We start from the raw sequence: 23143 nt of genomic DNA, 5'->3' as shown, positions 1-23143 counted from the left end.
TCGCCCCCGATGAGCATCTAGTCTCGCCCCCGATGAGCATCATGGGGACGCGCGTCGTCCGCGTGGAGGATCCGGTGTTCCTCACGCGAGGCGCGACATACACCGACGACCTGACCGATGAGCGGCTCACGGGTGCGCTGCACCTCACGCTGGTCCGCTCCCCGATCGCGCACGCGACGATCACCTCGATCGACGTGTCCGCAGCCCGCGAGGCGCCCGGCGTCGTCGCGGTCCTGACCGGCGAGGACATCGATCTCCCGGCACCACTGCTGTTCCCGGGCGCCAACAAGGCGATGGTCCGGCCCTGGCTCGCCACCGAGCGCGTGCGCTTCGTCGGCGAGCCCGTCGCGGCGGTCCTCACCGAGGGTCGCTACCAGGGGCCCGATGCGGCCGAGCTCGTCGAGGTCGACTACGAGCCGCTGCCGGCCGTCGTGGACGTCCACGCCTCGGCGACCGACGAGGTCCTGCTGTTCCCGGACGCCGGCACGAACACCGCCGCCGTCTACAACAAGGAGGACCCCGACCCGGACTTCTTCGCCGACTGCGAGGTCGTCGTCACCCGCGACATCGTCAACCAGCGGGTCGCCGCCGCGTCGCTGGAGACGCGGGCCGCCTCCGCCGTCTGGGGTGACGACGGCCGGTGCACCCTGTTCTGCTCCAACCAGAACGCCCAGGGTGCGCGCGACGAGGTGGCCGGCTGGCTCGGCGTCGACGCGTCCCAGATCCACGTCGTCCTGCCCGACGTCGGTGGCGGCTTCGGCGCCAAGATCGGTGCCGACCCCGAGTTCGGGCTCGTCGCCTGGCTCGCACGGCACACCGGCCGGCCGGTCCGCTGGAGCGAGAGTCGCTCGGAGAACATGACCGGGATGGTGCAGGGCCGCGACCAGCGCCAGACCATCACGATCGGCGGCAGCCGCGACGGCCGGGTCAAGGCCTACCGGCTCGACGTCGTCGCCGACGCCGGCGCCTACCCGCGCCTCGGCGTCTTCCTCCCGGTGTTCACGCGCATGATGGCGCCGGGCACCTACGACATCGAGAAGGTCGACTCGCGGGCCCGCGTCGTCGTCACCAACACGACGTCGACCGCCGCCTACCGCGGCGCCGGCCGGCCCGAGGCCACCGCGGCGATCGAGCGGGCCATGGACCTGTTCGCCGCCGAGATCGGGATGGACCCGGCGGAGGTCCGCAAGATCAACGTCGTGCCGCCGGAGAAGTTCCCGTTCACGACCAAGGGCGGCGCGGAGTACGACTCCGGCGAGTACGCCAAGGCCATCGACCTCGCGCTCGAGGCCAGCGACTACGCCGGGCTGCGCGCCGAGCAGAAGGCCCGCCGCGAGCGCGGCGACGCCAAGCTGCTGGGCATCGGCGTCTCCTCGTACGTCGAGATCACCGGCGGCGGCGCGTTCGCCGAGAACGCGTCGATCGAGGTGCACCCCGACGGATCGGCCCTGATCTGGACGGGCACCTCGCCGCACGGCCAGGGCCACGCGACGGCGTGGGCGATGCTCGCGAGCGACCAGCTGGGCATCCCCGTCGAGAAGATCACCGTCCGCCACGGCGACACCGACCAGGTGCCCGAGGGCGGCGGGACGATGGGCTCGCGCAGCCTGCAGACCGGCGGTGTCGCGGTCCACAAGGCCTCGCTCGAGCTGATCGACCTCGCCAAGCAGCGCGCGGCCGACATCCTCGAGGCCTCGGTCGAGGACCTCGAGGTCGACACGGCCAATGCCGCCATCGTGGTGCGCGGCGCCCCCGGGTCGCCGACCGTCACCTTCGCGCAGCTCGCCGAGCGCGAGGAGCTCAAGGTCAAGACGGTGTGGGACGGCAAGAAGCCGACGTTCCCGTTCGGGTCGCACGTCGCCGTCGTCGAGGTCGACACCGAGACGGGCAAGGTCACCGTCGAGCGCATCTGGGCGGTCGACGACGCCGGCCCCGTGCTCAATCCGCTGCTCTGCGAGGGCCAGCGGCACGGCGGCATCGCCCAGGGCATCGCCCAGGCGTTGCTGGAGGAGGTCGTCTACGACCCCGACGGCCAGCCGCTCACCGCGACCTTCGCCGACTACGGGTTCCCGTCGGCGGCCGAGCTGCCGAGCTTCGACCTCGTTCCGATGGAGACGCCCACCCCGATCAACCCGTTGGGCTTCAAGGGGATCGGCGAGGCCGGGACCATCGGCTCCACCCCGGCCGTGCAGAGCGCCGTGATCGACGCGCTCGCGCACCTCGGGATCCGCCACATCGACATGCCGACCACCCCGCTGCGGGTCTGGGAGGCCATCCAGAACGCCGTGAAGGAGGACGGATGACGGGCGTGAAGGTCGAGATCACCGTCAACGGCCGCAGCACCACCGACGAGGTCGAGCCCCGGCTGCTGCTCGCGCACTACCTGCGGGAGAACGTCGGGCTGAAGGCCACCAACATCGGGTGCGACACCACGTCGTGCGGGGCGTGCACCGTGCTGCTCGACGGCGAGTCCGTCAAGTCCTGCACCGTGCTCGCGGTCCAGGCCGACCAGCTGGCCGTCACGACGATGGAGGGCCTCGCCGGGGAGAGCGGCGACTCCCTGGACCACCCCGTCACCGCCGCGTTCCGCCAGGAGCACGGCCTGCAGTGCGGGTTCTGCACGCCGGGCATGGTGATGGCCGTCGCCGGCCTGATCGCCGAGAACCCGGACCTGGACGAGCGGGCCGTGCGCGAGGGGCTGGAGGGCAACCTCTGCCGCTGCACCGGCTACCACAACATCGTCCGCGCCGCGCTCGTCGCCGCGGGCAAGGACCCCGACGCCGCCCAGGCCGCCGAGGCCGAGAGCGACGCCGCCCGCACCGCCCCCGGCTTCTCCGCCGGATCGTCGGAAGGGGCGGGCGCGTGATCCCCGTCGGATTCGACTACGCGCGGCCCGACTCGCTCGACGCCGCGGTCGCGCTGCTCGCCGAGCGGGGCGACGAGGCCACGATCATGGCAGGCGGGCACTCGTTGCTGCCGGTCATGAAGCTGCGGCTGGCCGCGCCGGAGCTGATCGTCGACATCGGACGGCTCCGCGAGCTCAACTACGTCAAGGTCGACGGCGACGAGGTCGCCATCGGCGCGGGGACGCGGCACCACGACCTCGAGGTGTCCGACGTGCTCGCCGCCGAGGTGCCACTGCTGCCGGCCGTCGCGCGGACCGTCGGCGACCCGCAGGTCCGCCACCGCGGCACGATCGGCGGCTCGCTCGCCCACGGCGACCCGGCCTCCGACCTGCCTGCCGCGGTCCTCGCGCTCGACGGCACGATCGTGCTGCGCTCGCCGCGCGGGCAGCGTTCGGTGCCGGCCACCGAGTTCTGGACCGGCGTCTTCACCACGGCCAAGGAGCCCGACGAGCTGATCGTCGAGATCCGGGTGCCGCGCACCGGCTCCGCGGGCTGGGCCTACGAGAAGTTCACCCGCCGTGCCAACGACTGGGCGATCGTCGCGGTCGCCGTCGTCGACGGGCGCGTCGGGCTGGTCAACATGGGCTCGACGCCGTTGCGCGCCAGTGCAACCGAGGCGGCGCTGGCCGAGGGGAAGTCGATCGCCGAGGCCGCGGCGCTGGCGGCCGAGGGCACCGAGCCCCCGACCGACACCGCCGGCACGCCGGAGTACCGCAAGAACCTCGCGCGGGTCCTGACCCGCCGGGCGCTGGAGACGGCGGCCGGTCGGTAGGTACTGCCCTCGGACGGCCCCCTGCCGGGTTCGGCAGGGGGCCGTTGTGCGTCCTGCGCGTCCGCGCGACGCCCTGCCGCGCAGAACTCGCGCGCAACCTCAGCGTCGTGATCGCCGCGGACGGGAGCGCTGGGGTTGCGCTCGGTGGGGTCGGGTCCCTCCCCGGGAGGGGCTGTCGGTCGATCGGGGGACAGGAGGGTCGTCCTCCACACCGGACGGTCGGTCGACGGTGCGGGAGGCCCGCCGGGACGAACCTTGGTGCATCGGGGAAACACCCCGGGACATCACGAAGGAGCACCGGCCATGAACACCGTTCAGGTCCCCACCGTCACCACCACCGACGAGCGTCCCACCGCGGTCCTTCCCGCGGCCGGTGCCCGCCACGCCGCTCCGACCGGCCGCCGCTCGAAGGGCGTCGTGATCGCGGCCTGCACCGCCGTCGGCCTCGTCGCCGCCGGGGCCGTCACGACCCTGGTCATGACGTTCAGCGGGAGCGGCGCCACGCCCGCCCCCGCGCCCGCCCCGGTCCCGTCGGTCTCGCACTCCACCGGCTACGTCCCCGCCGGCCACAAGGTCACCCCGGTCAAGCCCGTCACCCCGGTCGCGCCGTCGGCCGCGATCGAGACCCTGCAGAAGGAGCTCGGCCAGCTCAACTACTACGAGGGCCCGGTCACCGGTGTCATGAACGCCCAGACCACGCAGGCGATCACCTACCTGCAGCGCGACGCGCACCTGCCGCAGACCGGCACGATGAACGCCGCCACCCAGGCCGCGCTCGCGAACTTCCTCGCCAACGGCAACAACCAGATGGCCGGCTGATCCCGGCACCCGGACGGCCCGCGCCCGCACAGGGCGCGGGCTCCGTGTCGTCCGCCCCACGCCCTCACGGGGCCGATCGGGGGACACCGTCGTCGTCCCCCGCACCCGCCGGCCGGTCGACGGTGCCGGGGCCGCGGCCGGGCGAACCTGGGGACAGCGGGGAGACACCCCGCACCTCGAGAAGGAGCACCGGCCATGAGCACGCAGACCCTGTCCCGTCCGGCGGGCCGGCCCGAGGCCGAACGGGCCACGACGATCACCGCCCTGACTGCCGTCGGCCTCGCGGCCGCGGGCGCGATCACCGGGCTCGTCATCGCCCTGACGCACGACACCTCGCCGGCCGAGCCCCTGCCGATGGCGACGGTCGTCGCCGCCGGGCACCAGAACCCGGGCCGGCCGGCGGCACACCCGGGCCGGGCCCCGCAGTCGTCGCACCGGACCGACCAGGGCCACGACGACGCGGTGCGCCCGATGACCACCCTCCAGCTGCCCCACCCCGCGATCTGAGCCACGGCGCCGGTCGTCCGGAGTTGTGATCCGGGTCGTACCGGCGTCCGGCGTTGCGCGCGGCGTGTCGACGTGGGCGCCGACCGCGCGGGCGCACCTGATCCGCCGAACGGTCGCACTGTCCGATGTCGAACGGATCATCGGTTCTCCGGCATGGCACATCCGCGCCCGACCTGCACGTAACACGGCGACGCGTCTGTCCGATGTGTTCTTCGCACCTCCGCGGTCGCTCCCCCGTCTCGTCGCGTGAGGTGATCGGGCGTGGTCGTCGTCGGTCGAGTCGGGTGGGCCCCGCGCGGGGCAGCGGAAAGGTGGGGTCCTCAGTGGATGGTGCGGCCGGCGCATCCGACGTCGCCGCGGACCAGGCGGCGGTCGAGGCGACGCTGCGGATCCCCGTACAGGTCCCGGCGCCCGCAGCGGAGGCCGACGGCGGCCGGCACCGGGTGCCCGCCGCCGCTCACTCCGCACCGGTGGCACTGACCGGGCACCACGACGGTCGTCGTCGCCCGCGGCACGCGCGGCACCACCCGGCCGGGCAGCACGAGGCGCCGTCGCGTGGCCTACCCTCACCGCGCCCGCCGGGCCCGCCGGAGCACCGGCGCCCGGGTCCGGCGCCGACGTCCTTGCTCGCGTCGCCGACGATGCCGCTACGCCCCGCGCCGCCGCGGCGGCCCGCGCGGGAGCTGGTCGATCCCGCCGGCCCCGGCGGCACGCCGTCGCCGCGGCACCCCGGGACCGACCGCCGGACGCTGCGTGACGCGCTCGAGTCCCTCACCCGGCCGATCGCCGTCGTCCGGGCCCGCCGGCCGCAGCCACAGCTCGTCGCGCTGCTCCCGGCGCACAACGAGCAGGAGTCGCTCCCCGCGGCGATCGCGGGCCTGCGCGGCCAGACCAGCCCGCCGGACCGGATCGTCGTGGTGTCGGACAACAGCACCGACGCGACGGCGTCCGTAGGGCGGGACCTCGGGGTCGAGGTGGTCGAGACCGTCGGCAACACCGACAAGAAGGCCGGGGCGCTCAACCAGGTCCTCGGCCGGCTGCTCCCCACGCTCTCCGACGACGACGTGGTCCTCGTGCAGGATGCCGACAGCCTGCTCGACCCGCACTTCCTCGAGGCCGCGCTGTTCTACCTGCGGCGGGGGTACGGCGGCGTCGGCGGCGTGTTCCGCGGCGGCGAGGGCGGCGGGTTCGTCGGCCATCTGCAGCGCAACGAGTACGCCCGCTACGCCCGCGATGTCAACCGGCTCAACGGGAAGTGCCTGGTGATCACCGGGACCGCGGCGCTGTTCCGGGTGCGGGTGCTGCGGCAGGTCGTCGAGGCGCGGCTGTCCGGGCGGCTGCCGGCCGGCGACGGCCGCGGCGGGGTCTACGACACGACGGTGCTCACCGAGGACAACGAGCTGACCTTCGCCCTGCTGCACCTCGGGCACCGGATCATCTCGCCGGTGCAGTGCACGCTCGTCACCGAGGTGATGCAGACCTGGGGCGACCTGTGGCGGCAGCGGCTGCGCTGGAAGCGCGGGGCCGTCGAGAACTGCATCCAGTACGGCCTGACGAGGGTGACCTGGCGCTACTGGGGACGCCAGCTGTTCACGATGCTCGGCTGCCTCGTGTCGATCGTGTACCTCGGGACGGTCGCCTGGTCGCTGGCGGGCGGTGGGCTGCGCGTGCACCCGTTCTGGCTCGCGGTCAGCATCGTGTTCGTCGTCGAGCGCGTCGTGACGGTGCGCTACCGCGGCTGGAGGCAGATGCTCCTCGCCGCGACGATGTACGAGCTGCTCCTCGACTACTTCCTGCAGGCCTGCCACGTCAAGGCGTACTGGGACTCGCTGACCCGCAAGACCAAGAGCTGGAACTGATCGAAGGGCCGACATGTACAACACGGGTGCACTGACTCCGGCGGCGATGGGGGTCGGCGCCGGGGCCTCGCTGCCGTTCCTCGACAGATGTCGCCGCTGTGGTGGGTGCTGGCGGCGTTCGCGCTGATCGCCTGCGGGAGCGCGGTCCTGCGGGTGCTGCCGCGGATGGTCGTCGAGGGCCAGGACTGGCCCGGGTCGCGGTCGGCCGAAGCTGCCCGGCAGGCTCCCGACCACCGCTGATGCACCCTGCGCGGGTCTGGCAGGTGCTGCTGGGCGTCATGCTGGCCGTGTCGCCGGTCGTCGCGGCGGACTCGGTCGGCGCGGTGGGCGGGGTCGCCGCCATCGGTCCGGTGGCGGAGCAGCCCGCACGGGCCTGCCCGAACGGCTACGTCGCGCTGACGTTCGACGACGGACCCGACGCGGTGACGACGCCGGCCCTCGTCGACGAGCTGCGCCGGCACGGCAGCCGCGCGACGTTCTTCGCGATCGGGGCCAAGGCCGCCGCGGCGCCCGAGGTCGTCGTCCTCGTGCGGTCGGAGGGCATGGCCGTCGGCAACCACACCTACGACCACCCGTTCCTCGACGAGCTGAGCGAGCAGGCCGTCACCGACGAGCTGACCCGGACCAGCGCGATCCTCGACGGGATTGGCGGCCCGGCGCCCACGCTGTTCCGGCCGCCCTACGGCAGGAGAAACGCAGTCGTCGAGCGGGTGGTGCGCAGGCTCGGCCTGACCGAGGTCCTGTGGTCGTACGACTCCGACGACTACGAGGAGGCGAGCGTCGAGCAGATGGTCAGGCAGGCCGAGAAGGCCACCGACGGGGAGGTCCTGCTCTTCCACGACGGGTACCGCAGCACGGTCGACGCCGTCCCGCAGATCCTCGACGTGTTCGACCGACGGGGCCTCTGCGCGGGCCAGGTGCTCCCCTCGGCGACGCCGCAGCAGGCCTGGCTCGACTACGACGGCGACGACAAGACCTACTATCCCGCCGTGGCAGGCCCGTGGTGATCCCCTTCGGCGAGCTCGTCCGGGGGGCGACGACGTCGGCCGTCGCGGCCGTGATCGCCCTGTGCGCCGAGCTCGTCGGTGCCGGGCCCGTCGCGGCCGCGGACACCTCGCCCCCGGCGTACACGTTCGTCGACGAGTTCGACGGTCCCGCCGGTAGCGCGCCCGATCCGGCGCGGTGGACCTACGACCTCGGTGCCGGCGGCTGGGGCAACGGCGAGCTGCAGACCTACACCGACTCCGGGCGGAACTCGTTCCTCGACGGCGCGGGCAACCTCGTCGTCCGCGCGACGGCCACGCGCGCGGCCGACGGCCGGATCGCCTACCAGTCGGCCCGGCTCACGACCAAGGGTCGCTTCGCCCAGCGCTACGGGCACTGGGAGGCCCGGCTGAAGTTCGTGAGCGCCCGCGGTTACTGGCCGGCGTGGTGGACCCTCGGCGCGGACATCGACCGCGTCGGCTGGCCGCGGTGCGGCGAGATCGACATGTTCGAGGACTACGGCTTCGGCGCGCGCGAGTCCAGTGTGCACACCGGGACGACCGACGCCGACCTCGCCAGCTGGTCGGCGTCGGCGCCGAACGACGGGCGGTTCCACGACGTGCGCATGGACTGGTCGCCGGTGGGCATCACGTTCGCGCTCGACGGCGTGCCCTACGGCAGCGTCGTGTTCGACCCGGCCGACCCGACGCGCCCGGCCGACCCGGGTACGGCGTTCATGCTCCTCAACGTGGCCGTCGGCGGGCGGGTCGGTGCGCCCGACCCGGCGTGGACGGCCCCGGTCGACCTCGTCGTCGACCACGTCCGGGTCTGGAGCTGACCGGCGCCCGGTTCGCTACTCCACCAGCCCGCGGCGCATCCCCTCGGCGACCGCCGCGGCCCGGTCGGACACCCCGAGCTTCTCGTAGAGCCGCTGGACGTGCGTCTTCACGGTGCTCACGCCGATGAACAGCTCGCCGGCGACCTGCGGCACCGAGAGCCCGCGGGCGAACGCCTGCAACACCTCGCGCTCGCGCTCGGACAGCGCCGGGCCCGTGGTCTGCGCGCGCATCCGGATCTCGCCCGCGAGACCGGCCGCCAGCTCCGGCGGCACGACGGTGCGGCCCTTCGCCACGTCGAGCACCGCCGCGACGATCTCCGCGCGCCGGGAGTCCTTCGCCAGGTAGCCCGCGGCGCCCTCCTGCAGCGCCTGGAACACCACGGCACTGTCGGTGTGCGCCGACAGCAGCAGCACCCGGGTCGCCAGCCCGTCGCGCACCGTGGCGCGCACGACGCCGAGACCGTCGATGTCGGGCATCTCGTAGTCGACGAGTGCGACGTCGGGCGAGTGCTCGCGGATGGCGTCGAGCGCCTGGCGGCCGTCGTCGGCCTCGGCGACGACCTCGACGCGCCCGCTGGTCGTCAGACCACGGGCGACGCCGTCACGGAAGAAAGGATGGTCGTCGGCGACGACCACACGCACTCGGGCGTCCGACGACTCCATCGGGTCAGCATATTGATTCCGGCGTCCGCGGTGGACACTTCGCGCAGAGATCCCGACCCGGAGGTCCCATGTCCGTCCCGACCGAACCGGAGCCCGTCGGCCCGGACGTCCTGCGCGTGGCCATGGACCACGCCCGTCGTGGGGTGAACCTGCAGGTCGCGCTGCGGTGGGTGCTGGTCGTCTTCGTGGCGCTGACCGTCGTGTTCGTGGCGCCGGCCCAGCAGGTCCTCTCGTGCGCGCTCATCGCGGGCGGGTACGCGCTGTGGGCGCTCGCCGTGTTCCTCTGGACGCGCGGCGGCAGCGACACCCCCGTCCGGTTCGCGTGGATCGCGCTGCTCGTCGACCTCTTCGTGCTGGGGACGCTGACCCTGCTCACCGGCGTCGCCACCCCCGAGAGCTGGACGGCGGACGTCTTCACCGCGGGTTTCCTGCTCGTCCCCGTGCTCGCCGCCACGCAGCTGCGCGCCCACGTGTGCGCGGCGGTCGCGGGGGCGACCGTGGTCGTCTACCTGGTCGCCGGGGTGGCGACCCAGCAGGCCAACGCCGAGCCGTGGGCGTCGCTGCTGCTGCGGACGGCGATCGTGGCGGGCGTGGGCCTGGGCTGCATCGGGCTCTCGCGCATCCAGCGCTCGCGCGTGGAGACGATCGGCTCGCTCGTCACCGACCGCACCGACCTGCTCGGCCAGCTCACCGGCATCGAGGAGCGCGAGCGGCGGGTGCTGTCGGAGCACCTGCACGACGGTGCCCTGCAGTACGTCCTCGCCGCCCGCCAGGACCTGGAGGACGCCCGCGACACCGGGGACGCGGGCGCGTTCGACCGGATCGAGGAGGCGCTGCTGGAGTCGTCGCGCCTGCTGCGCAGCACCGTCTCCGAGCTGCACCCGGCCGTGCTCGACCGGGCCGGCCTCACCGCCGCGCTCGGCCAGCTCGTCGAGACCGCGGCGGCGCGCGCGGGGTTCGCGGGTGAGGTGTCGACCGACGGCTGGCCGGCCGAGCGCACCCCGCTCGACGGGCTGCTCTACCGGACGGCGCGCGAGCTCGTCGGCAACGTGGCCGCGCACGCGAAGGCGTCGTCGCTGCGGCTGACGCTCGGCCGGGTCGACGGCCGGGCCCGTCTCGTCGTCGCCGACGACGGGGTCGGCCTCCCCGCCGACGCCATGGCCCGCAGCCTGCGCCGCGGCCACATCGGGCTGGCCTCCCACCGGGTCCGCATCGAGGCCGCCGGCGGGACGTTCACCGCCGCCCCGGCGTCCCCGAGCGGCACCGTGGTGACGGTCGAGCTGCCCTTGTGAGCCGTTCACAGGGCGTGTCCGTCGATCGGGGGACAGCGGCGTCGTCCCGCGGATCGGGCGGTCGGTCGACGGTGGGAACCCGTTGCGCGCGAGAGCCTTGAGGCATCGGGGAGGAAGCCCCGCAGACTGAATGAGGCGAGTGCGATGACCACGACGATGAGCAACCGCTACTGGGACGGCGACACCGAGCGGATGGCGCCGGTCGGGTACCAGGTCCGCGGCACCGTCCCGCCGCGTCCCGTGACGCCGGAGCCCCGGGTGCCCGCCACCGGGCTCGGCGACCGGACCCACGGCGAGCCGGGCCAGGGCCACGGCGTCGGCTACGGCACGGGCGTCGGCTCGGGCTACGGCACCGGCTTCGACGCGGGCCACGGTCCGGGCTACGACGTCGTCCGGCCCGACGGCCGCTACGGCCACGACGGCGCCTCGGCTGTGGTGTCGCCCGCCGCGCAGGCGGAGCCGGTCGAGCACCGGCCGGTCGTCGACGCGACGCGGCTCTGGTCGGGCGGCCTGGCGACCGCGGTCGTCGCAGCGCTGATCGGACTGGTCGGGGTGCTGGTCGTGCGGGTGGCGTTCCACGTCGCGCTCTACGCGCCCACCGGGGCGGCGGCGCTGGGGTCGTCGGCCTCGGTGACGATGCTCTGCCTGGTCGCCGCCGGGGCCGCGCTCGCCGCGACCGGCCTGGCCCACCTGCTCCTGCTGTCGACGCCGCGCCCGCTGGCCTACCTCGGCTGGATCGTCGGCCTCACGACCGCGGTCGCCGTGGTGATCCCGTTCCTCGGCTCGACGTCGCTCGCGGTGACCGGGGCCGCCGCGGTGATCCACCTGGTGATCGGGCTGGCCATCGGGACCCTCGTCGCCGGCTCGGCCGCCGCCGCCACCCGCAGCGGCCGGCTGCGCTGACCCGGGATCGCCGACCCGCGCGTCCCGACCCGCACCACGAACCCGCGCCCCCCGCCCGGCCCACCAGCCCGGGCGGGGGGCCTCTCCGTGCGCGCAGCACATGCGTCGTTAGGACCTTGACGACGCTCTGTCGACGAGGCAGTGTCGACCCGTCCCGAGCGACGGAGGCGGCGTTGGCTCCACCACCACTCACCCGGCTGTTCGAGCCGATCGACATGGGGAACGTGCGGGTCCGCAACCGCATCGTCCTCGCCGGTCACGGCAGCCGGTTCGTCGATCCCCACGACCACGCGCTCACCGAGCGCCAGGCCCACTACCTGGCCGAACGCGCCCGCGGCGGCGTCGGACTGATCATCCAGGGGTCGGGCATCGTGCACCCGACCGGCCTGACGTTCGGCGGGATCAACCAGGTCTGGGACGACGCGGGCATCGCGCCGTACGCGCGGGTCGTCGACGCCGTCCACGAGCACGGCGCCGCGATCTTCGCCCAGCTCTCGCACCTCGGGCGTCAGGGCAGCGGCTTCCCCAGCCACCGCGAGCTGTGGGCACCCTCGGCCGTGCCGGACCCGTCGAGCCGGGTCGTTCCGCACGCCATGACGCACGCGGACATCGAGGAGCTGGTCGAGTCGTACCGCTCGGCCGCGCGGCGCTTCCTCGCCGCCGGCTTCGACGGCCTCGAGGTCTACATGGCCCACGGCTACCTGCTGTGCTCGTTCCTGTCCCGGTTCAGCAACACCCGCACCGACGAGTACGGCGGCTCGCTGGAGAACCGGATGCGGCTGCCGCTGCGGGTGCTCGCCGAGGTCCGCGACGTCGCCGGGCCGGACGTGCCCGTCGGCATCCGGGTGTCGGGCGACGAGTTCGTCCCCGGCGGCCTGGAGATCGACGAGAGCCGCGAGATCGTCGCCCGGCTGCTCGACGCGGTGCCCACCCACTACGTGAGCGTCAGCCAGTCCAACTACGCCTCGATCGACCGCCAGATCCCCGACATGAGCTTTCCGCGCGCGCCGTTCGTGCACCTCGCGGGCTCGATCCGGGAGGTCACCGGCGGGGTGCCGGTGTTCGCGGTCGCGCGCGTCGTCAGCGCGGAGAAGGCCGAGGAGCTGATCGTCGACGGCACGGCCGACCTCGTCTGCCTGGTCCGGCCGCTGATCGCCGACCCGGAGCTGCCGAACAAGGCGCGCGAGGGCCGGCTCGACGAGATCCGGCCGTGCATCTCGTGCAACGTCGGCTGCCGGGGTGGGCCCCACCGGGGTGTGCCGGTCGCGTGCCTGGTCAACCCGGTCGTCGGGTTCGAGAAGCAGTGGGGCGGCACGCTCGCGCGGGTCGACGAGCCGCGCCACGTGGTCGTCGTCGGCGGCGGGCCGGGTGGGCTGAAGACGGCCGAGACCGCCGCCCTGCGCGGGCACCGCGTCACGCTGCTGGAGGCGTCGGACCGGCTCGGCGGCCAGGTGCTCGTCGCCGCCGCGGCCATGCCCTACCGCGACGAGTTCGCCGGCGCCACCCGGTTCCTCGAACGCCAGGTCGCCCGGCTCGGCGTCGACGTGCGGCTGGGAGTGCGGGCGGGCGTCGCGGAGATCGCGGCCCTCGACCCCGACCTCGTGGTGGTCGCGACGGGCTCCCTGCCGGGCAGGCCCCCGGTCCCGGGCGGCGAGCTGGTGAGCACCGCGCACGACGCGATCACGAACGGGGTGCGCGGGGAACGCGTCGTCGTCCTCGACTCCGGCGAGGCCGACTGGAAGGTGCTCACGACCGCCGAGCGCCTGGCCGCCGACGGACACGTCGTCACCCTCGTCACGCCGGTCGCCGCGGGTGCCGAGCTCGACGCGTTCTCCCGGCCGCCGATGCTGCGTCGCCTGGGCGCGGCGAAGGTCCGGATCCGGGAGAACCACAGCGTGCTCGCGATCGAGGACGGACAGGTGCGCTCGCGCGACAACTGGACCGGCGACCAGGTCGTCGACGAGGCCGACGCGGTCGTCGCCGCCTGGTACGGCGTGGCGTGCGACGAACTGGTCGGGCAACTTGCGGCGCAAGGGATTCAGGTCCGGGCGGTGGGCGACGCGCTCGCCCCGCGACGGGCGATCGATGCGATCTGGGACGGGTTCCGAGTGGGGGTCGAGGCATGAGCAGCGGCAAGGTCGTTCTGGTGACGGGTGCCGGTGGCGGGATCGGTGCCGGCATCGCGCGGGTGCTCGCCGAGCGGGGCTGGCACGTCGCGGTCAACGACGTCTCCGCCGAGAACGCGGAGAAGGTCGCGGCCGAGGTCGGGGGCACGGCCGTCCCCGGCGACGTCACCGCGGACCCGGCCGGGCTGGTCGAGGCGGTGCTCGCGATCTCCGGACGCCTCGACGGCCTGGTCAACAACGCCGGGATCATCCGGCGCGGCCCGCTGTCGGACCTCGACCCCGCCGACGTCGACGCGACCCTCGCGGTCAACCTCCGCGCGGTCGTCGCCCTGTCGGCCGCCGCGCTGCCGCACCTGTCGTCGGCAGGCGGGGCCGTCGTGAACATCGCGTCGATGGCGGCGGAGGTGCCGCAGCTCAACGGGGGTCTCTACGCGGCGTCGAAGGCCGGGGTGGTCGCCTACACCCGGCAGGCGGCCGTCGAGTGGGGGGCCCACGGCGTGCGGGTCAACGCCATCGGCCCGGGCATGATCCGCACCGAGATGGCGGAGGCCGTCTACGCCGATCCCGTCCTGTACGAACGTCGCCGGGCCCTGGTCCCGGTCGGGCGGATCGGGGCCCCGGAGGACATCGGGCGTGTCGTCGCGTTCCTGCTCTCCGACGATGCCGGCTACGTCAGCGGCCAGCACATCCTCGTCGACGGCGCGCTGACCCAGACCCTGATGCGACATTTCCCGCAGCCGGGGGACACCGCATAGCGGGACCCGCGGTCAGTGCCCGCCGGGGCCCGCGGCCTCGGCCCGCGCGGCGGCGATGCGGGCCTCGCGCGCCCGGACCGCGTCGCTCGTCGACGTCGGGACGACCGGCGAGGACGGGTCGACGATCTCCGCCCAGCGGGCGCGCACGTCCTCCGGCTGGAGATCGGCGACCACACCGGCCGTCTCCGCCCAGAAGACGCGCGCGAAGCGCCCGAGGCCGGCGCTGAGCACCTCGCCGGTGGCCGGGCACGACTCGTGGGCCAGTACGAGCAGCATCGGCGCCGCACGGTCGGGCCCGCGCGCCGGGTCGGGCGCGTGCTCCGGCGCCAGCGGCGGGAGGCCCGACCGCTCGCGGAACGCCGGGTCGGTCACCATCCGGGTGTCGGCGGCCGGCGCGATCATGTTGACCCGGATCCCGTGGGCCCGGCCGGCGTCGGCCAGCGAACGGCCGAGCGACACGCACGCCCCCTTCGCGGTGGCGTAGGAGACGAGGTGCTCGCCGCCGAACATGCCGACCGACGTCGTGAGCACGACCCGGCCGTAGCCCTGCTCGACGAGGTGCGGCCAGGCGGCGCGGGTGACGTTGAAGGCGCCGACGACGTGGACGTCGAGATGGCGCCGCAGGTCGGCCGCGCCGAGCCCGGGCAGCGCGCCCGGGACGAGGATGCCGGCGTTGTTGACGACGACGTCGACGCGGCCCCAGGCGTCGACTGCGGCGGCGACGATCGACGCCGCGCCGTCCTCGGACACCACGTCGGCGTCGTTCGCCAGTGCCTCGCCACCCGCCGCCCGGATCTCTGCGGCGACCGCGGCGGCCGGGCCCGCGTCGGTGCCCTCGCCGAACAGGCTGCCGCCCAGGTCGTTGACCACGACCCGGGCCCCGCGGGCGGCGAGGGCGAGTGCGTAGGCGCGCCCGAGACCGCGTCCTCCGCCGGTCACCACGGCGACCCGGCCGTCGAACCGCAGCTGTTCCTCCGATGACGGCGCGCTCATCCCGGCAGGTTCGCCGCGCGACGCGACGTCGTCAACACCGCGGCCGGACACGATCACCCGATCGCCGCACGGGTGCCGGCGGTCCGCGTCACGACGCCGGCGCGGCCGCGGGCAGCCGGCAGAACCAGGACTCGCCCACCTCGCCGAACCCGCGGCGGCGGTACCACTCGCGCGGCCAGTCGCGGGCGTCGGCGTCGAGCCAGACGAGGTCGCAGCCGGCCCGGTGGGCCTCGCGCAGCGCCCCGGCGAGCAGGGCGTCGCCGAGTCCCCGGCCACGGTGGCTCGGCGCGGTCTCGACCGCGTCGAGCTCCGCGGTGGCGCCGTCGACCTTCAGCAGGCAGCACGCCACGACGAGCCCGTGCTCGCGGACGACCATGGCGTGCACGTCGACGACGTCGTCCTCGAGCTCGTGGCGGTCGCACAGCTGGGCGCGCTGCGCCTCGGTCAGTCCCGGCGCGGCGCGCAGCCACGACGCCTCCCAGAACGCCCGCAGCTCCGACGGGAGGGCCCGCTCGGCCTGCACGCGGTGGCGCGGGACCTCGCCGGACGGGGTCGTCACCATCGACACCACATGGTCGACCTCCCAGCCGTGCCGGGCGAGCTCGGCCGCGGTCGCGGCGGCATCGGCACCGCGCACGGTGGCGGCCCGGTGCGCGAGGCCGGCGCCGCCGAGGACCCGGTCGGCCTCGGCGATCACCTGCGGGGCGCCGACCGGGCCGTCGAGGAGCAGCTGGTTGTGCTGGTGGGACGCGGGGACGGGACCGGTCAGGACGGCGGTGCCGCCGGTGACGGTGTGCTCGGCCGTCGCGAGCCTGCGCAGCACCGAGTAGGCCATCGCGTCGCGGCGGGTCCGGGCGTCGACCCGCGGGGGCGGCGGCGACGGGGCGACGAACGTGCCGTCGGGGCCCGGCCGGTAGGGGAGCGCGGCGAGGACCGCGCCCGTCGGCACCGGCCCGTACGCGTGGGGGAAGACCATGTCCGCGGGGTCGTCGGGAAGCCCCGGCTCCCAGCGCAGATCGGCGATCCGGCCCGCGTCCACCGCCAGCAGGACGAGGTCGTGGCGACCGGCGAACAGTCTGTTCGCCGGCAGCGACACCTGCTCCGATGTGGACAGATGGACGAAGCCGGACGCGGTGAGCGAGCGGCCCGCGGCCCCCGAGATGCCGAGCGCCCCGTCGGCCAGCGCGGCCCGCCACTCGGCCGGGGTACAGAGGTGCAACAACGTCGGAGCACTCACGCGATCAGTGTGAACGGCAGGGACGACCGGGACGGACCGCCCCCTCCGAACGGGTGGGGCCGGACAGGTCGCGGATCGACGTCACCCTTGCATTGGCACCGGGTGCCATTTAGCGTCCATCACGTCCGAGCACGCCCCGAACGACGGGAGACAGCCGATGGCGCCGGTCGAGAACACCCAGTCCACCGCCTCGCAGGAGGAGCCGCTCGTCGAGGAGACCCTCGTCGAGGAGGTCTCGATCGACGGCATGTGCGGTGTCTACTGATCCCACCGCCGGGCGCGCGGACCCCGGGTTCGACCCGGGGGCCGCGTACCGCTGCAGCCCGCAGGTCTCGCTGCGGCCCGAGTCGTTCGGCGCCCTCGTCTACCACTTCGGGACGCGCAAGCTCTCGTTCCTGAAGACGCCGCAGCTCGTCGACGTCGTCACCGGGCTCGAGAAGCACCCGGACGTGCACGCCGCCATCGAGGCGGCCGGCGTCGCCGAGACCGAACGTCCCGCGTACCTCAAGGCCCTGGCCGGCCTCGCCGCCTCCGGGACCATCGAGGCCCGTCCCACCACCTGACAGGGGAACGACGTGAAGCTCGTCGACCACTTCCAGTACGGGCTCAGCTCACCGATCTGCCTGACCTGGGAGCTGACCTACGCGTGCAACCTCGCGTGCGTGCACTGCCTGTCGTCGTCGGGGCGTCGCGACCCGCGTGAGCTGTCCACCGACGAGGCCAAGGCCGTCATCGACGAGCTGCAGCGGATGCAGGTCTTCTACATCAACATCGGTGGCGGCGAGCCCACCGTGCGCCCCGACTTCTGGGAGCTGCTCGACTACTCGATCTCCCACGACGTCGGCGTCAAGTTCTCCACCAACGGCATCAAGCTCGACCGGAAGCGGGCCGCCCAGCTCGCCGCGACCGACTACGTCGACATCCAGATCTCCCTCGACGGCGCCACCGCCGACGTCAACGACCACGTCCGCGGCCCGGGCTCCTACGCCACCGCGATGCGGGCGCTGGAGAACCTCGCCGAGGCCGGGTTCGCCCAGCCGAAGATCAGCGTCGTCATGACGCGGCAGAACGTCGACCAGCTCGACGAGTTCAAGGCGATCGCCGACAAGTTCGGCGCGCAGCTGCGCATCACCCGGCTGCGGCCGTCGGGCCGCGGCGCCGACGTCTGGGACGAGCTGCACCCGCTGCCGTCGCAGCAGCGCCAGATGTACGACTGGCTCGTCGAGCGCGGCGACCAGGTCCTCACCGGCGACTCCTTCTTCCACCTCTCCGCCTACGGCGAGGCCCTGCCGGGGCTGAACCTGTGCGGCGCGGGCCGCGTCGTCTGCCTGATCGACCCGGTCGGCGACGTCTACGCCTGCCCCTTCGCGATCCACGAGAACTTCCTCGCGGGCAACGTCCGCTCCGAGGGCGGGTTCCAGAAGGTGTGGCAGGACTCCGAGCTGTTCACCGAGCTGCGCCGGCCGCAGACCGGCGGTGCCTGCGCCTCCTGCATGCACTACGACTCGTGCCAGGGCGGCTGCATGGCGGCCAAGTTCTTCACGGGTCTGCCGCTGGACGGTCCCGACCCCGAGTGCGTCCGCGGTTTCGGCGAGCAGGCCCTCGCCGCGCGCGACGGCGCGACCCTCATCCCGAAGTCCGACGTCGACCACAGCCGCTCGGCCCCGCGCAACTCGCGCACGCCGAAGGGCCCCGTCCCGCTGACGCTGACCACCCGCCCGGATCGCGCCTGCGAGACCAGCCCGCTCGCCGGCCTCGGTGCCTCGGAGACCGACTCCGGGCTGCGCCTGCCGGTCGCGGGCGGCTGAGAGACCGCCGGCACCGGACCCGCCCGAACGGGTCCGGTGCCGTGCACTTCCTCCCGTGCCTGCGCTGACGTCCCCGTGGCCGCTGCGGGGCCGCGTCGCGCCCTCGCGGGTGCTGTTCGGTCCGCACGAGACCAACCTCGGCGACGAGCGCGCGTTCTCCGAGCGGCACGTCTCCTACTACGCCGCGCGGGCCGCGGGTGGGTGCGGCGTCGTCGTCACGGAGACGGCGTCGGTGCACGCGTCGGACCATCCGTATGCGCGGGCGCCGCTCTCCTCCGCGTGTGGACCGGGGTGGGCTGCGGTGTCCGCCGCCTGCCGCCCGGCCCTGGTGCTGGCCTCGCTCGGGCATGCGGGTTCGCAGGGGTCCGTCTCCTACGGTGCGCCGGTCCTGTGGACCCCTGCCTCGTTCGACCGGGCCGCCCTCGTCGACGGGTTCCGGGCTGCCGCGCTGCTCGCCGTCGCCTCCGGTCTCGACGGGGTGGAGATCGACGCCGGGCAGTACGCGCTGCTGCGGCAGTGCCTCTCCTCGGGGGACGCCGTCGTCCTGTCCGAGGTGCTCGACGTCGTGCGGGACGCGATCGGCGACGCCGTCCTGGGCCTGCGGCTGTGCTGCGACGAGCTCACCCCCTGGACCGGGATCACCCCCGCCTCGGTCGCGCCGGTGGTCGACGCCGTCGCCGGTCTCGTCGACTACGTCGTTCCGGTGCGCGGCGGGACGCTCACCGTCGCCGCCACCCGGGCCGACATGCACACCCCACCCGGGTACAACCGCTCGCTGTCCACAGCTGTGAAGTCCATTGTGGATGGTCGGTGCGACGTGGTGTGGCAGGGCTCGGTCGCGTCGCCGTCCCTCGCGCAGGAGGGGCTCGACGCCGGTGTCGCCGACGCGGTCGAGATGACCCGCGCGCAGATCGCCGATCCCGACCTGGTCGCGCTCGTCCGCGCCGGGACGCCGGAGCGGGTCCGGCCGGCCACGCTGTCCGGGCGCTGGTGGGCGGGCCGGGACCCGCGCAACGTCGTGGTCTCCGACGACGCCGCGCCGCCCTTCGCGACACCCGCTGCGCCGGGGACCGGGGACGTCCTGGTCGTCGGGGGCGGGCCGGCCGGGCTCGAAGCGGCGCGGGCCTTCGCGCTGCAGGGGCGGGTCGTCCACCTGCTGGAGCGCGACGACCGGCTCGGCGGTGCGCTGCGCCTCGCCGCCGCGCTGCCGGGCCGCGAGCGTTTCGGGTTGCTCGTCGACTGGTGGGAGCGGGAGCTCGCGTTGCTCGGCGTCACGGTCTCGACGGGCCGTTCCGCGACGCCCGCCGATCTCGACGACGCCCGGGCCCGCGGCGCCGACGTCCTGCTGGCGACGGGCTCGCGCCCCCGGCCCCCGGCGTTCCCCGTGGGCTCCGACGTGGAATGCATCCCGGCGGCCGAGCTCCTCAACGGCACGAACGGCCCTTTTCCGCAGCTCAGTTGCGCGAAAGGGCCGTTCGTGCAACAGGAGCAACGGGATGTCGTCGTGTCCGACCCCGTGGGGGACGCCGTCGCGATCGGCGTGGCCGAGCTGCTCGCCGCGGCCGGGCACCGCTGCACGCTCGTCACCCCCGACCCCGCCGCGGGGATGCGGCTCGGGCCCGGCGCCGACGTCTCCGGCGCCCACGCCCGGCTCCTGCGCGCGGGCGTCACGATCGCGGCGTTCTCCGAGGTCCGGTCCGCTGCCGACGGGGTCGCCGAGCTGGTCGACGTCCACACCGCCGAGGTCCGGCGCGTCCCGTGCACGGTCGTCGTCGACTGCGTCCGACGCCTCCCCGACGATGCACTCTGGCGCGCCCGGCCGGACCTGCCCCGGGCCGGCGACTGCGTCGCGCCCCGGGGAATCCAGGAGGCGGTCCGCGAAGCCCGCACCCCCGTGCGCGGCAACAGTCGCGACAGCGACCATTGCCGCTCACGGGGGGTTCCTGCCGCGCGCCCGGTGGTGCGGACCGCGCTGGGGCCGGACCCGCTCTTCTCGCCGCTGCAGGTGGGGCCGCTGCGGCTGCGCAACCGGGTCGTGTTCGCCGCGCACCTCACCGGCTTCGCCGAGGACGGGCTGCCGAGCATGCGCCACGTCGACCACTACGCGGCCCGGGCCGCCGGCGGGGCCGGGCTGGTGATCACCGAGGAGCACACGGTCCACCCCGGCGACCGGCCCTACGAGCGGATGATCCGCGGCCACGACCCACGGGTGGTCGACGCGTACCACCGGCTCACCGGGGCCGTCCACGCGCACGGCGTCCCGGTGCTCGCCCAGCTCAACCACAACGGGCCGCAGTCGTCGGGCCTGTACTCGGGTGCGCCGGTGTGGGCGCCCTCCGCGGTGCCGGACCCGATGTTCCGCGAGGTCCCCGTCGCCATGACGGCCGCACAGATCGACGAGCTCGTCGACGCCTACGCCGACGTCGCCGCGCGGTGCGTCGAGGGCGGGTTCGACGGCGTCGAGCTCCAGTGCTCGCAGGCGTCGATCCTGCGGGCGTTCCTCGCGCCCGGCACGAACCTGCGGACGGACGGCTACGGCGGCGACCTGACGTCGCGGGCACGGCTGCTCGTCGAGGTCGTCGCGGCGGTGCGGGCCGCGATTGGGCCCGACCGCGCACTCGGCGTGCGGCTCGGCGGCGGTGAGGACGTCCCGGGCGGGCTGACGATCGACGACGCGGTGGCCGTCGCCCGTCTCGTGGAGCCCGGCGTCGACTACCTGAGCACCTCCGTCGGGCTGGCGACCCGGACCCTGGAGCTGGTCGAGGCGCCCTCACCGGTCCCGGCGGGATACGCGGCGGCACTGCCGGCGGCCGTCCGGGCGGCGGTGTCGGTGCCGGTCCTCGGCGCCGGTCGCTACACCCGTCCCGACGACGCGCGCGCCGCCCTGGCGGCCGGGCACTGCGACCTCGTCGGGGTCGTCCGCGGCCAGATCGCCGATCCGGCGTGGGCGGCGGCGCGAACCGGGGGGCCGACCCGCACCTGCATCGGGTGCAACCAGGACTGCACGGCGAACGTCGGGATGAACCGGGCGCTGTCGTGCACGGTCCGCCCGGAGCGGCTGCTGCTCGCAGGCCCGAGGGTGCGGATGGACCTGCTCGTCGTCGGGGGTGGGCCTGCGGGGCTGCGCGCGGCGGCGTCGGCGGCGGAGCGCGGGATGCGGGTGCGGCTCGTCGAACGTTCGGACCACCTCGGCGGGACGCTCGCGCTCGCCGCCCGTGCCCCCGGCCGGGGCGAGCTCGCCACCCTGGTCGACGACCTCGTCGCCGAGTGCCGTGCCGCCGGGGTGGACCTGTGCACCGGCGTCGACGCCGACCCCGCGGCGCACGGCGGGACCGTCGTTCGCGCGACGGGTGGCATCCCGGACCGGCCGGCCTGGGCCGTCGACGGCGTGTACGACGTCGTCGACGTGCTCGACGGGAGCGCCGACCCTCGCGGCGACGTGCTCGTCGTGGACGCGACGGGCTTCCACGAGGCCACGTCGGTCGCCGAGCTGCTGGCCGAGCGCGGTTGCGGGGTGGAGGTGGTGGCGGCGGCGATGGTCGTCGGTCAGGACCTGGGCCTCACACTGCACCGCCCCATGTTCCGACGGCGCGCGGCCGCACTCGGGATCAGGTGCACCCCGGACACGGTGCTCCTCACCGCGACGCGCACCGGGGCCGGCCGGATCACCGTGACCCTGCTGCACCACCCCACGGGCCGCGAGTCGGTGCGGGACGTCGACGCGGTCGTCGTCGCCACCCCGCCACGTCCAGGCGAAGGGCCCAACCGTATCGGCGACGCCCTCGCCCCGCGCCGCGTGGGCGCCGCGATCGCCGACGCCGAGCGGCTCGTCGCCGAGATCGCCGAGACCGGCGGGAGTGCCGCCCCTGCGCCCAGACGCAGCACCGATGCCGGCCTCGGCGGGGGTTAGGGTCCGCGCGTGCCGCTGCTGCGCGAGCTGACCTGGCCGGACCTGCGCGACGCCCGGCCGACGCTCGTCGTGCCCGTGGGGTCGGTGGAGCAGCACGGGCCGCACCTGCCGCTGGACACCGACGTGCGGATCGCCGACGCCGTCGCCGCGGGGCTGCTGGCCGCGGAGCCCGCGCTCGTCGTGGCCCCCGCCGTCGCCTACGGCGCCGCGGGTGAGCACGAGGGCTTCCCCGGCACCGTGTCGATCGGGCACGAGGCGCTGCGGTCGCTGCTCGTCGAGTACGGCCGGTCGGCGTGCCGGTGGGCCGCCCGGCTGTTGTTCGTGAACGGGCACGGCGGCAACGTCGCGACGCTGGTCGAGGCCGTCGACCTGCTCCGGTACGAGGGCCGCGACGTCGGCTGGATCCCTTGTGCCGCACCGGGTGCCGACGCGCACGCGGGCCGCACCGAGACCTCGCTGCTCGCGGCGCTCGCCCCGGACGCCGTGCGCGGGGACCGGGCCGCGCCCGGCGCGACCGCGCCGCTGGCCGAGCTGCTGCCGGCCCTGCGCGCGGGCGGCACCGCCGCGGTCAGCGCGAACGGCGTGCTGGGCGATCCGACCGGGGCCTCCGGCGACGAGGGACGGGCCCTGCTCGCGACCGTCGTCGACACCGCGCTCGCGGCCCTGCGGGCCTGGGACCCGGGCCCCGGCGGACGGCTGCGGCCGCCCCGCGGGTCCCGCGCCGCCACGGCCTGAGGCCGCGCTCGGGGCGCTCGGGGACGACGGACCGTG

At 74.7% G+C, this 23143-nt stretch carries 21 protein-coding genes; 18 read left to right on the top strand and 3 right to left on the bottom strand.

Features of this window, described 5'->3' with window-relative positions; all coding sequences use genetic code 11:
- The first annotated feature begins 32 nt into the window (after window positions 1-32).
- From PSED_RS28640 to PSED_RS28600, 9 genes are all read left to right on the top strand, one after another.
- A complete protein-coding gene (locus PSED_RS28640; protein ID WP_013677725.1) occupies window positions 33-2303 on the top strand; it encodes a xanthine dehydrogenase family protein molybdopterin-binding subunit in 2271 nt (756 codons plus the stop codon).
- Between the two features lie 5 nt (window positions 2304-2308).
- Window positions 2309-2866, top strand: coding sequence for a (2Fe-2S)-binding protein (locus tag PSED_RS28635; protein WP_041762700.1), 558 nt, complete (start codon window positions 2309-2311; stop codon window positions 2864-2866).
- Window positions 2863-3678: an FAD binding domain-containing protein gene (locus tag PSED_RS28630; protein ID WP_013677723.1), complete on the top strand. Its 816-nt coding sequence runs from the start codon at window positions 2863-2865 to the stop codon at window positions 3676-3678. Before PSED_RS28635 ends, PSED_RS28630 begins: the two co-directional genes overlap by 4 nt.
- Before the next feature lie 303 nt (window positions 3679-3981).
- Window positions 3982-4497, top strand: a complete 516-nt coding sequence (locus tag PSED_RS28625; RefSeq protein ID WP_013677722.1) for a peptidoglycan-binding domain-containing protein — start codon at window positions 3982-3984, stop codon at window positions 4495-4497.
- A gap of 195 nt (window positions 4498-4692) precedes the next feature.
- Complete coding sequence (locus PSED_RS28620; protein ID WP_013677721.1) at window positions 4693-5004, top strand: hypothetical protein; 312 nt, start codon at window positions 4693-4695, stop codon at window positions 5002-5004.
- A gap of 641 nt (window positions 5005-5645) precedes the next feature.
- On the top strand, window positions 5646-6863 hold the full coding sequence (locus PSED_RS28615; protein WP_083845499.1) for a glycosyltransferase family 2 protein: 1218 nt from the start codon (window positions 5646-5648) through the stop codon (window positions 6861-6863).
- Window positions 6864-6950: 87 nt separating this feature from the next.
- Entirely contained in the window at window positions 6951-7103 is a 153-nt protein-coding gene (locus PSED_RS28610) for a hypothetical protein (RefSeq protein WP_013677719.1), read from the top strand.
- A complete protein-coding gene (locus PSED_RS28605) occupies window positions 7103-7870 on the top strand; it encodes a polysaccharide deacetylase family protein (protein WP_013677718.1) in 768 nt (255 codons plus the stop codon). Before PSED_RS28610 ends, PSED_RS28605 begins: the two co-directional genes overlap by 1 nt.
- Entirely contained in the window at window positions 7864-8685 is an 822-nt protein-coding gene (locus PSED_RS28600; RefSeq protein WP_049803534.1) for a glycoside hydrolase family 16 protein, read from the top strand. Before PSED_RS28605 ends, PSED_RS28600 begins: the two co-directional genes overlap by 7 nt.
- Window positions 8686-8700: 15 nt before the next feature.
- Here the strand turns inward: PSED_RS28600 and PSED_RS28595 are convergent, their stop codons facing one another.
- The gene (locus PSED_RS28595; protein ID WP_013677716.1) at window positions 8701-9348 is read right to left on the bottom strand and encodes a response regulator; all 648 of its coding nucleotides are present in this window, start codon (window positions 9346-9348) and stop codon (window positions 8701-8703) included.
- Between the two features lie 68 nt (window positions 9349-9416).
- Here PSED_RS28595 and PSED_RS28590 point away from each other — a divergent pair, with 68 nt between their 5' ends.
- The 4 genes from PSED_RS28590 (at window position 9417) to PSED_RS28575 (ending at window position 14424) form a co-directional block, all read left to right on the top strand.
- A complete protein-coding gene (locus tag PSED_RS28590; protein ID WP_013677715.1) occupies window positions 9417-10640 on the top strand; it encodes a sensor histidine kinase in 1224 nt (407 codons plus the stop codon).
- Between the two features lie 144 nt (window positions 10641-10784).
- Window positions 10785-11543: a DUF6069 family protein gene (locus PSED_RS28585; RefSeq protein ID WP_013677714.1), complete on the top strand. Its 759-nt coding sequence runs from the start codon at window positions 10785-10787 to the stop codon at window positions 11541-11543.
- Between the two features lie 173 nt (window positions 11544-11716).
- The gene (locus tag PSED_RS28580) at window positions 11717-13669 is read left to right on the top strand and encodes an oxidoreductase (RefSeq protein WP_013677713.1); all 1953 of its coding nucleotides are present in this window, start codon (window positions 11717-11719) and stop codon (window positions 13667-13669) included.
- Window positions 13666-14424, top strand: a complete 759-nt coding sequence (locus PSED_RS28575; RefSeq protein ID WP_013677712.1) for an SDR family NAD(P)-dependent oxidoreductase — start codon at window positions 13666-13668, stop codon at window positions 14422-14424. The genes PSED_RS28580 and PSED_RS28575 overlap by 4 nt, the downstream gene beginning before the upstream one ends.
- Window positions 14425-14436: 12 nt before the next feature.
- On the opposite strand, the gene PSED_RS28570 is transcribed toward PSED_RS28575, so the two are convergent.
- Both PSED_RS28570 and PSED_RS28565 read right to left on the bottom strand, forming a co-directional pair.
- The gene (locus tag PSED_RS28570; RefSeq protein WP_013677711.1) at window positions 14437-15417 is read right to left on the bottom strand and encodes an SDR family NAD(P)-dependent oxidoreductase; all 981 of its coding nucleotides are present in this window, start codon (window positions 15415-15417) and stop codon (window positions 14437-14439) included.
- Between the two features lie 88 nt (window positions 15418-15505).
- Window positions 15506-16654: a GNAT family N-acetyltransferase gene (locus PSED_RS28565; protein ID WP_013677710.1), complete on the bottom strand. Its 1149-nt coding sequence runs from the start codon at window positions 16652-16654 to the stop codon at window positions 15506-15508.
- Between the two features lie 157 nt (window positions 16655-16811).
- On the opposite strand from PSED_RS28565, the gene mftA reads away from it, so the two are divergent.
- From mftA to mftE, 5 genes are read left to right on the top strand one after another with little or no spacing between them, the layout of a single operon-like run.
- Entirely contained in the window at window positions 16812-16919 is a 108-nt protein-coding gene (mftA, locus tag PSED_RS28560) for a mycofactocin precursor MftA (RefSeq protein WP_013677709.1), read from the top strand.
- On the top strand, window positions 16909-17217 hold the full coding sequence (mftB, locus tag PSED_RS28555; protein WP_013677708.1) for a mycofactocin biosynthesis chaperone MftB: 309 nt from the start codon (window positions 16909-16911) through the stop codon (window positions 17215-17217). The genes mftA and mftB overlap by 11 nt, the downstream gene beginning before the upstream one ends.
- 12 nt (window positions 17218-17229) lie before the next feature.
- Window positions 17230-18462, top strand: a complete 1233-nt coding sequence (mftC, locus tag PSED_RS28550) for a mycofactocin radical SAM maturase (RefSeq protein WP_013677707.1) — start codon at window positions 17230-17232, stop codon at window positions 18460-18462.
- Window positions 18463-18517: 55 nt separating this feature from the next.
- On the top strand, window positions 18518-22372 hold the full coding sequence (locus tag PSED_RS28545) for an oxidoreductase (RefSeq protein ID WP_013677706.1): 3855 nt from the start codon (window positions 18518-18520) through the stop codon (window positions 22370-22372).
- A gap of 9 nt (window positions 22373-22381) precedes the next feature.
- Entirely contained in the window at window positions 22382-23107 is a 726-nt protein-coding gene (mftE, locus tag PSED_RS28540; RefSeq protein ID WP_013677705.1) for a mycofactocin biosynthesis peptidyl-dipeptidase MftE, read from the top strand.
- Window positions 23108-23143 lie beyond the last annotated feature (36 nt).

The organism is Pseudonocardia benzenivorans CB1190 (genome assembly GCF_000196675.2).
Taxonomy (GTDB): Bacteria; Actinomycetota; Actinomycetes; order Mycobacteriales; family Pseudonocardiaceae; genus Pseudonocardia; species Pseudonocardia benzenivorans.
Note: the sequence above shows the minus strand (reverse complement) of the source record. Positions and strands in the feature narration are given on the sequence as shown.

Excerpts from the sequence above, each read along its gene's own strand:
- PSED_RS28595 (WP_013677716.1), bottom strand. The coding sequence starts at position 9,348 with ATGGAGTCGTCGGACGCCCGAGTGCGTGTGGTCGTCGCCGACGACCAT.
- PSED_RS28570 (WP_013677711.1), bottom strand. The coding sequence starts at position 15,417 with ATGAGCGCGCCGTCATCGGAGGAACAGCTGCGGTTCGACGGCCGGGTC.
- PSED_RS28605 (WP_013677718.1), top strand. The coding sequence starts at position 7,103 with ATGCACCCTGCGCGGGTCTGGCAGGTGCTGCTGGGCGTCATGCTGGCC.
- PSED_RS28585 (WP_013677714.1), top strand. The coding sequence starts at position 10,785 with ATGACCACGACGATGAGCAACCGCTACTGGGACGGCGACACCGAGCGG.
- mftA (WP_013677709.1), top strand. The coding sequence starts at position 16,812 with ATGGCGCCGGTCGAGAACACCCAGTCCACCGCCTCGCAGGAGGAGCCG.
- PSED_RS28615 (WP_083845499.1), top strand. The coding sequence starts at position 5,646 with ATGCCGCTACGCCCCGCGCCGCCGCGGCGGCCCGCGCGGGAGCTGGTC.
- PSED_RS28610 (WP_013677719.1), top strand. The coding sequence starts at position 6,951 with ATGTCGCCGCTGTGGTGGGTGCTGGCGGCGTTCGCGCTGATCGCCTGC.
- PSED_RS28590 (WP_013677715.1), top strand. The coding sequence starts at position 9,417 with ATGTCCGTCCCGACCGAACCGGAGCCCGTCGGCCCGGACGTCCTGCGC.
- PSED_RS28575 (WP_013677712.1), top strand. The coding sequence starts at position 13,666 with ATGAGCAGCGGCAAGGTCGTTCTGGTGACGGGTGCCGGTGGCGGGATC.
- PSED_RS28640 (WP_013677725.1), top strand. The coding sequence starts at position 33 with ATGAGCATCATGGGGACGCGCGTCGTCCGCGTGGAGGATCCGGTGTTC.
- PSED_RS28625 (WP_013677722.1), top strand. The coding sequence starts at position 3,982 with ATGAACACCGTTCAGGTCCCCACCGTCACCACCACCGACGAGCGTCCC.
- PSED_RS28620 (WP_013677721.1), top strand. The coding sequence starts at position 4,693 with ATGAGCACGCAGACCCTGTCCCGTCCGGCGGGCCGGCCCGAGGCCGAA.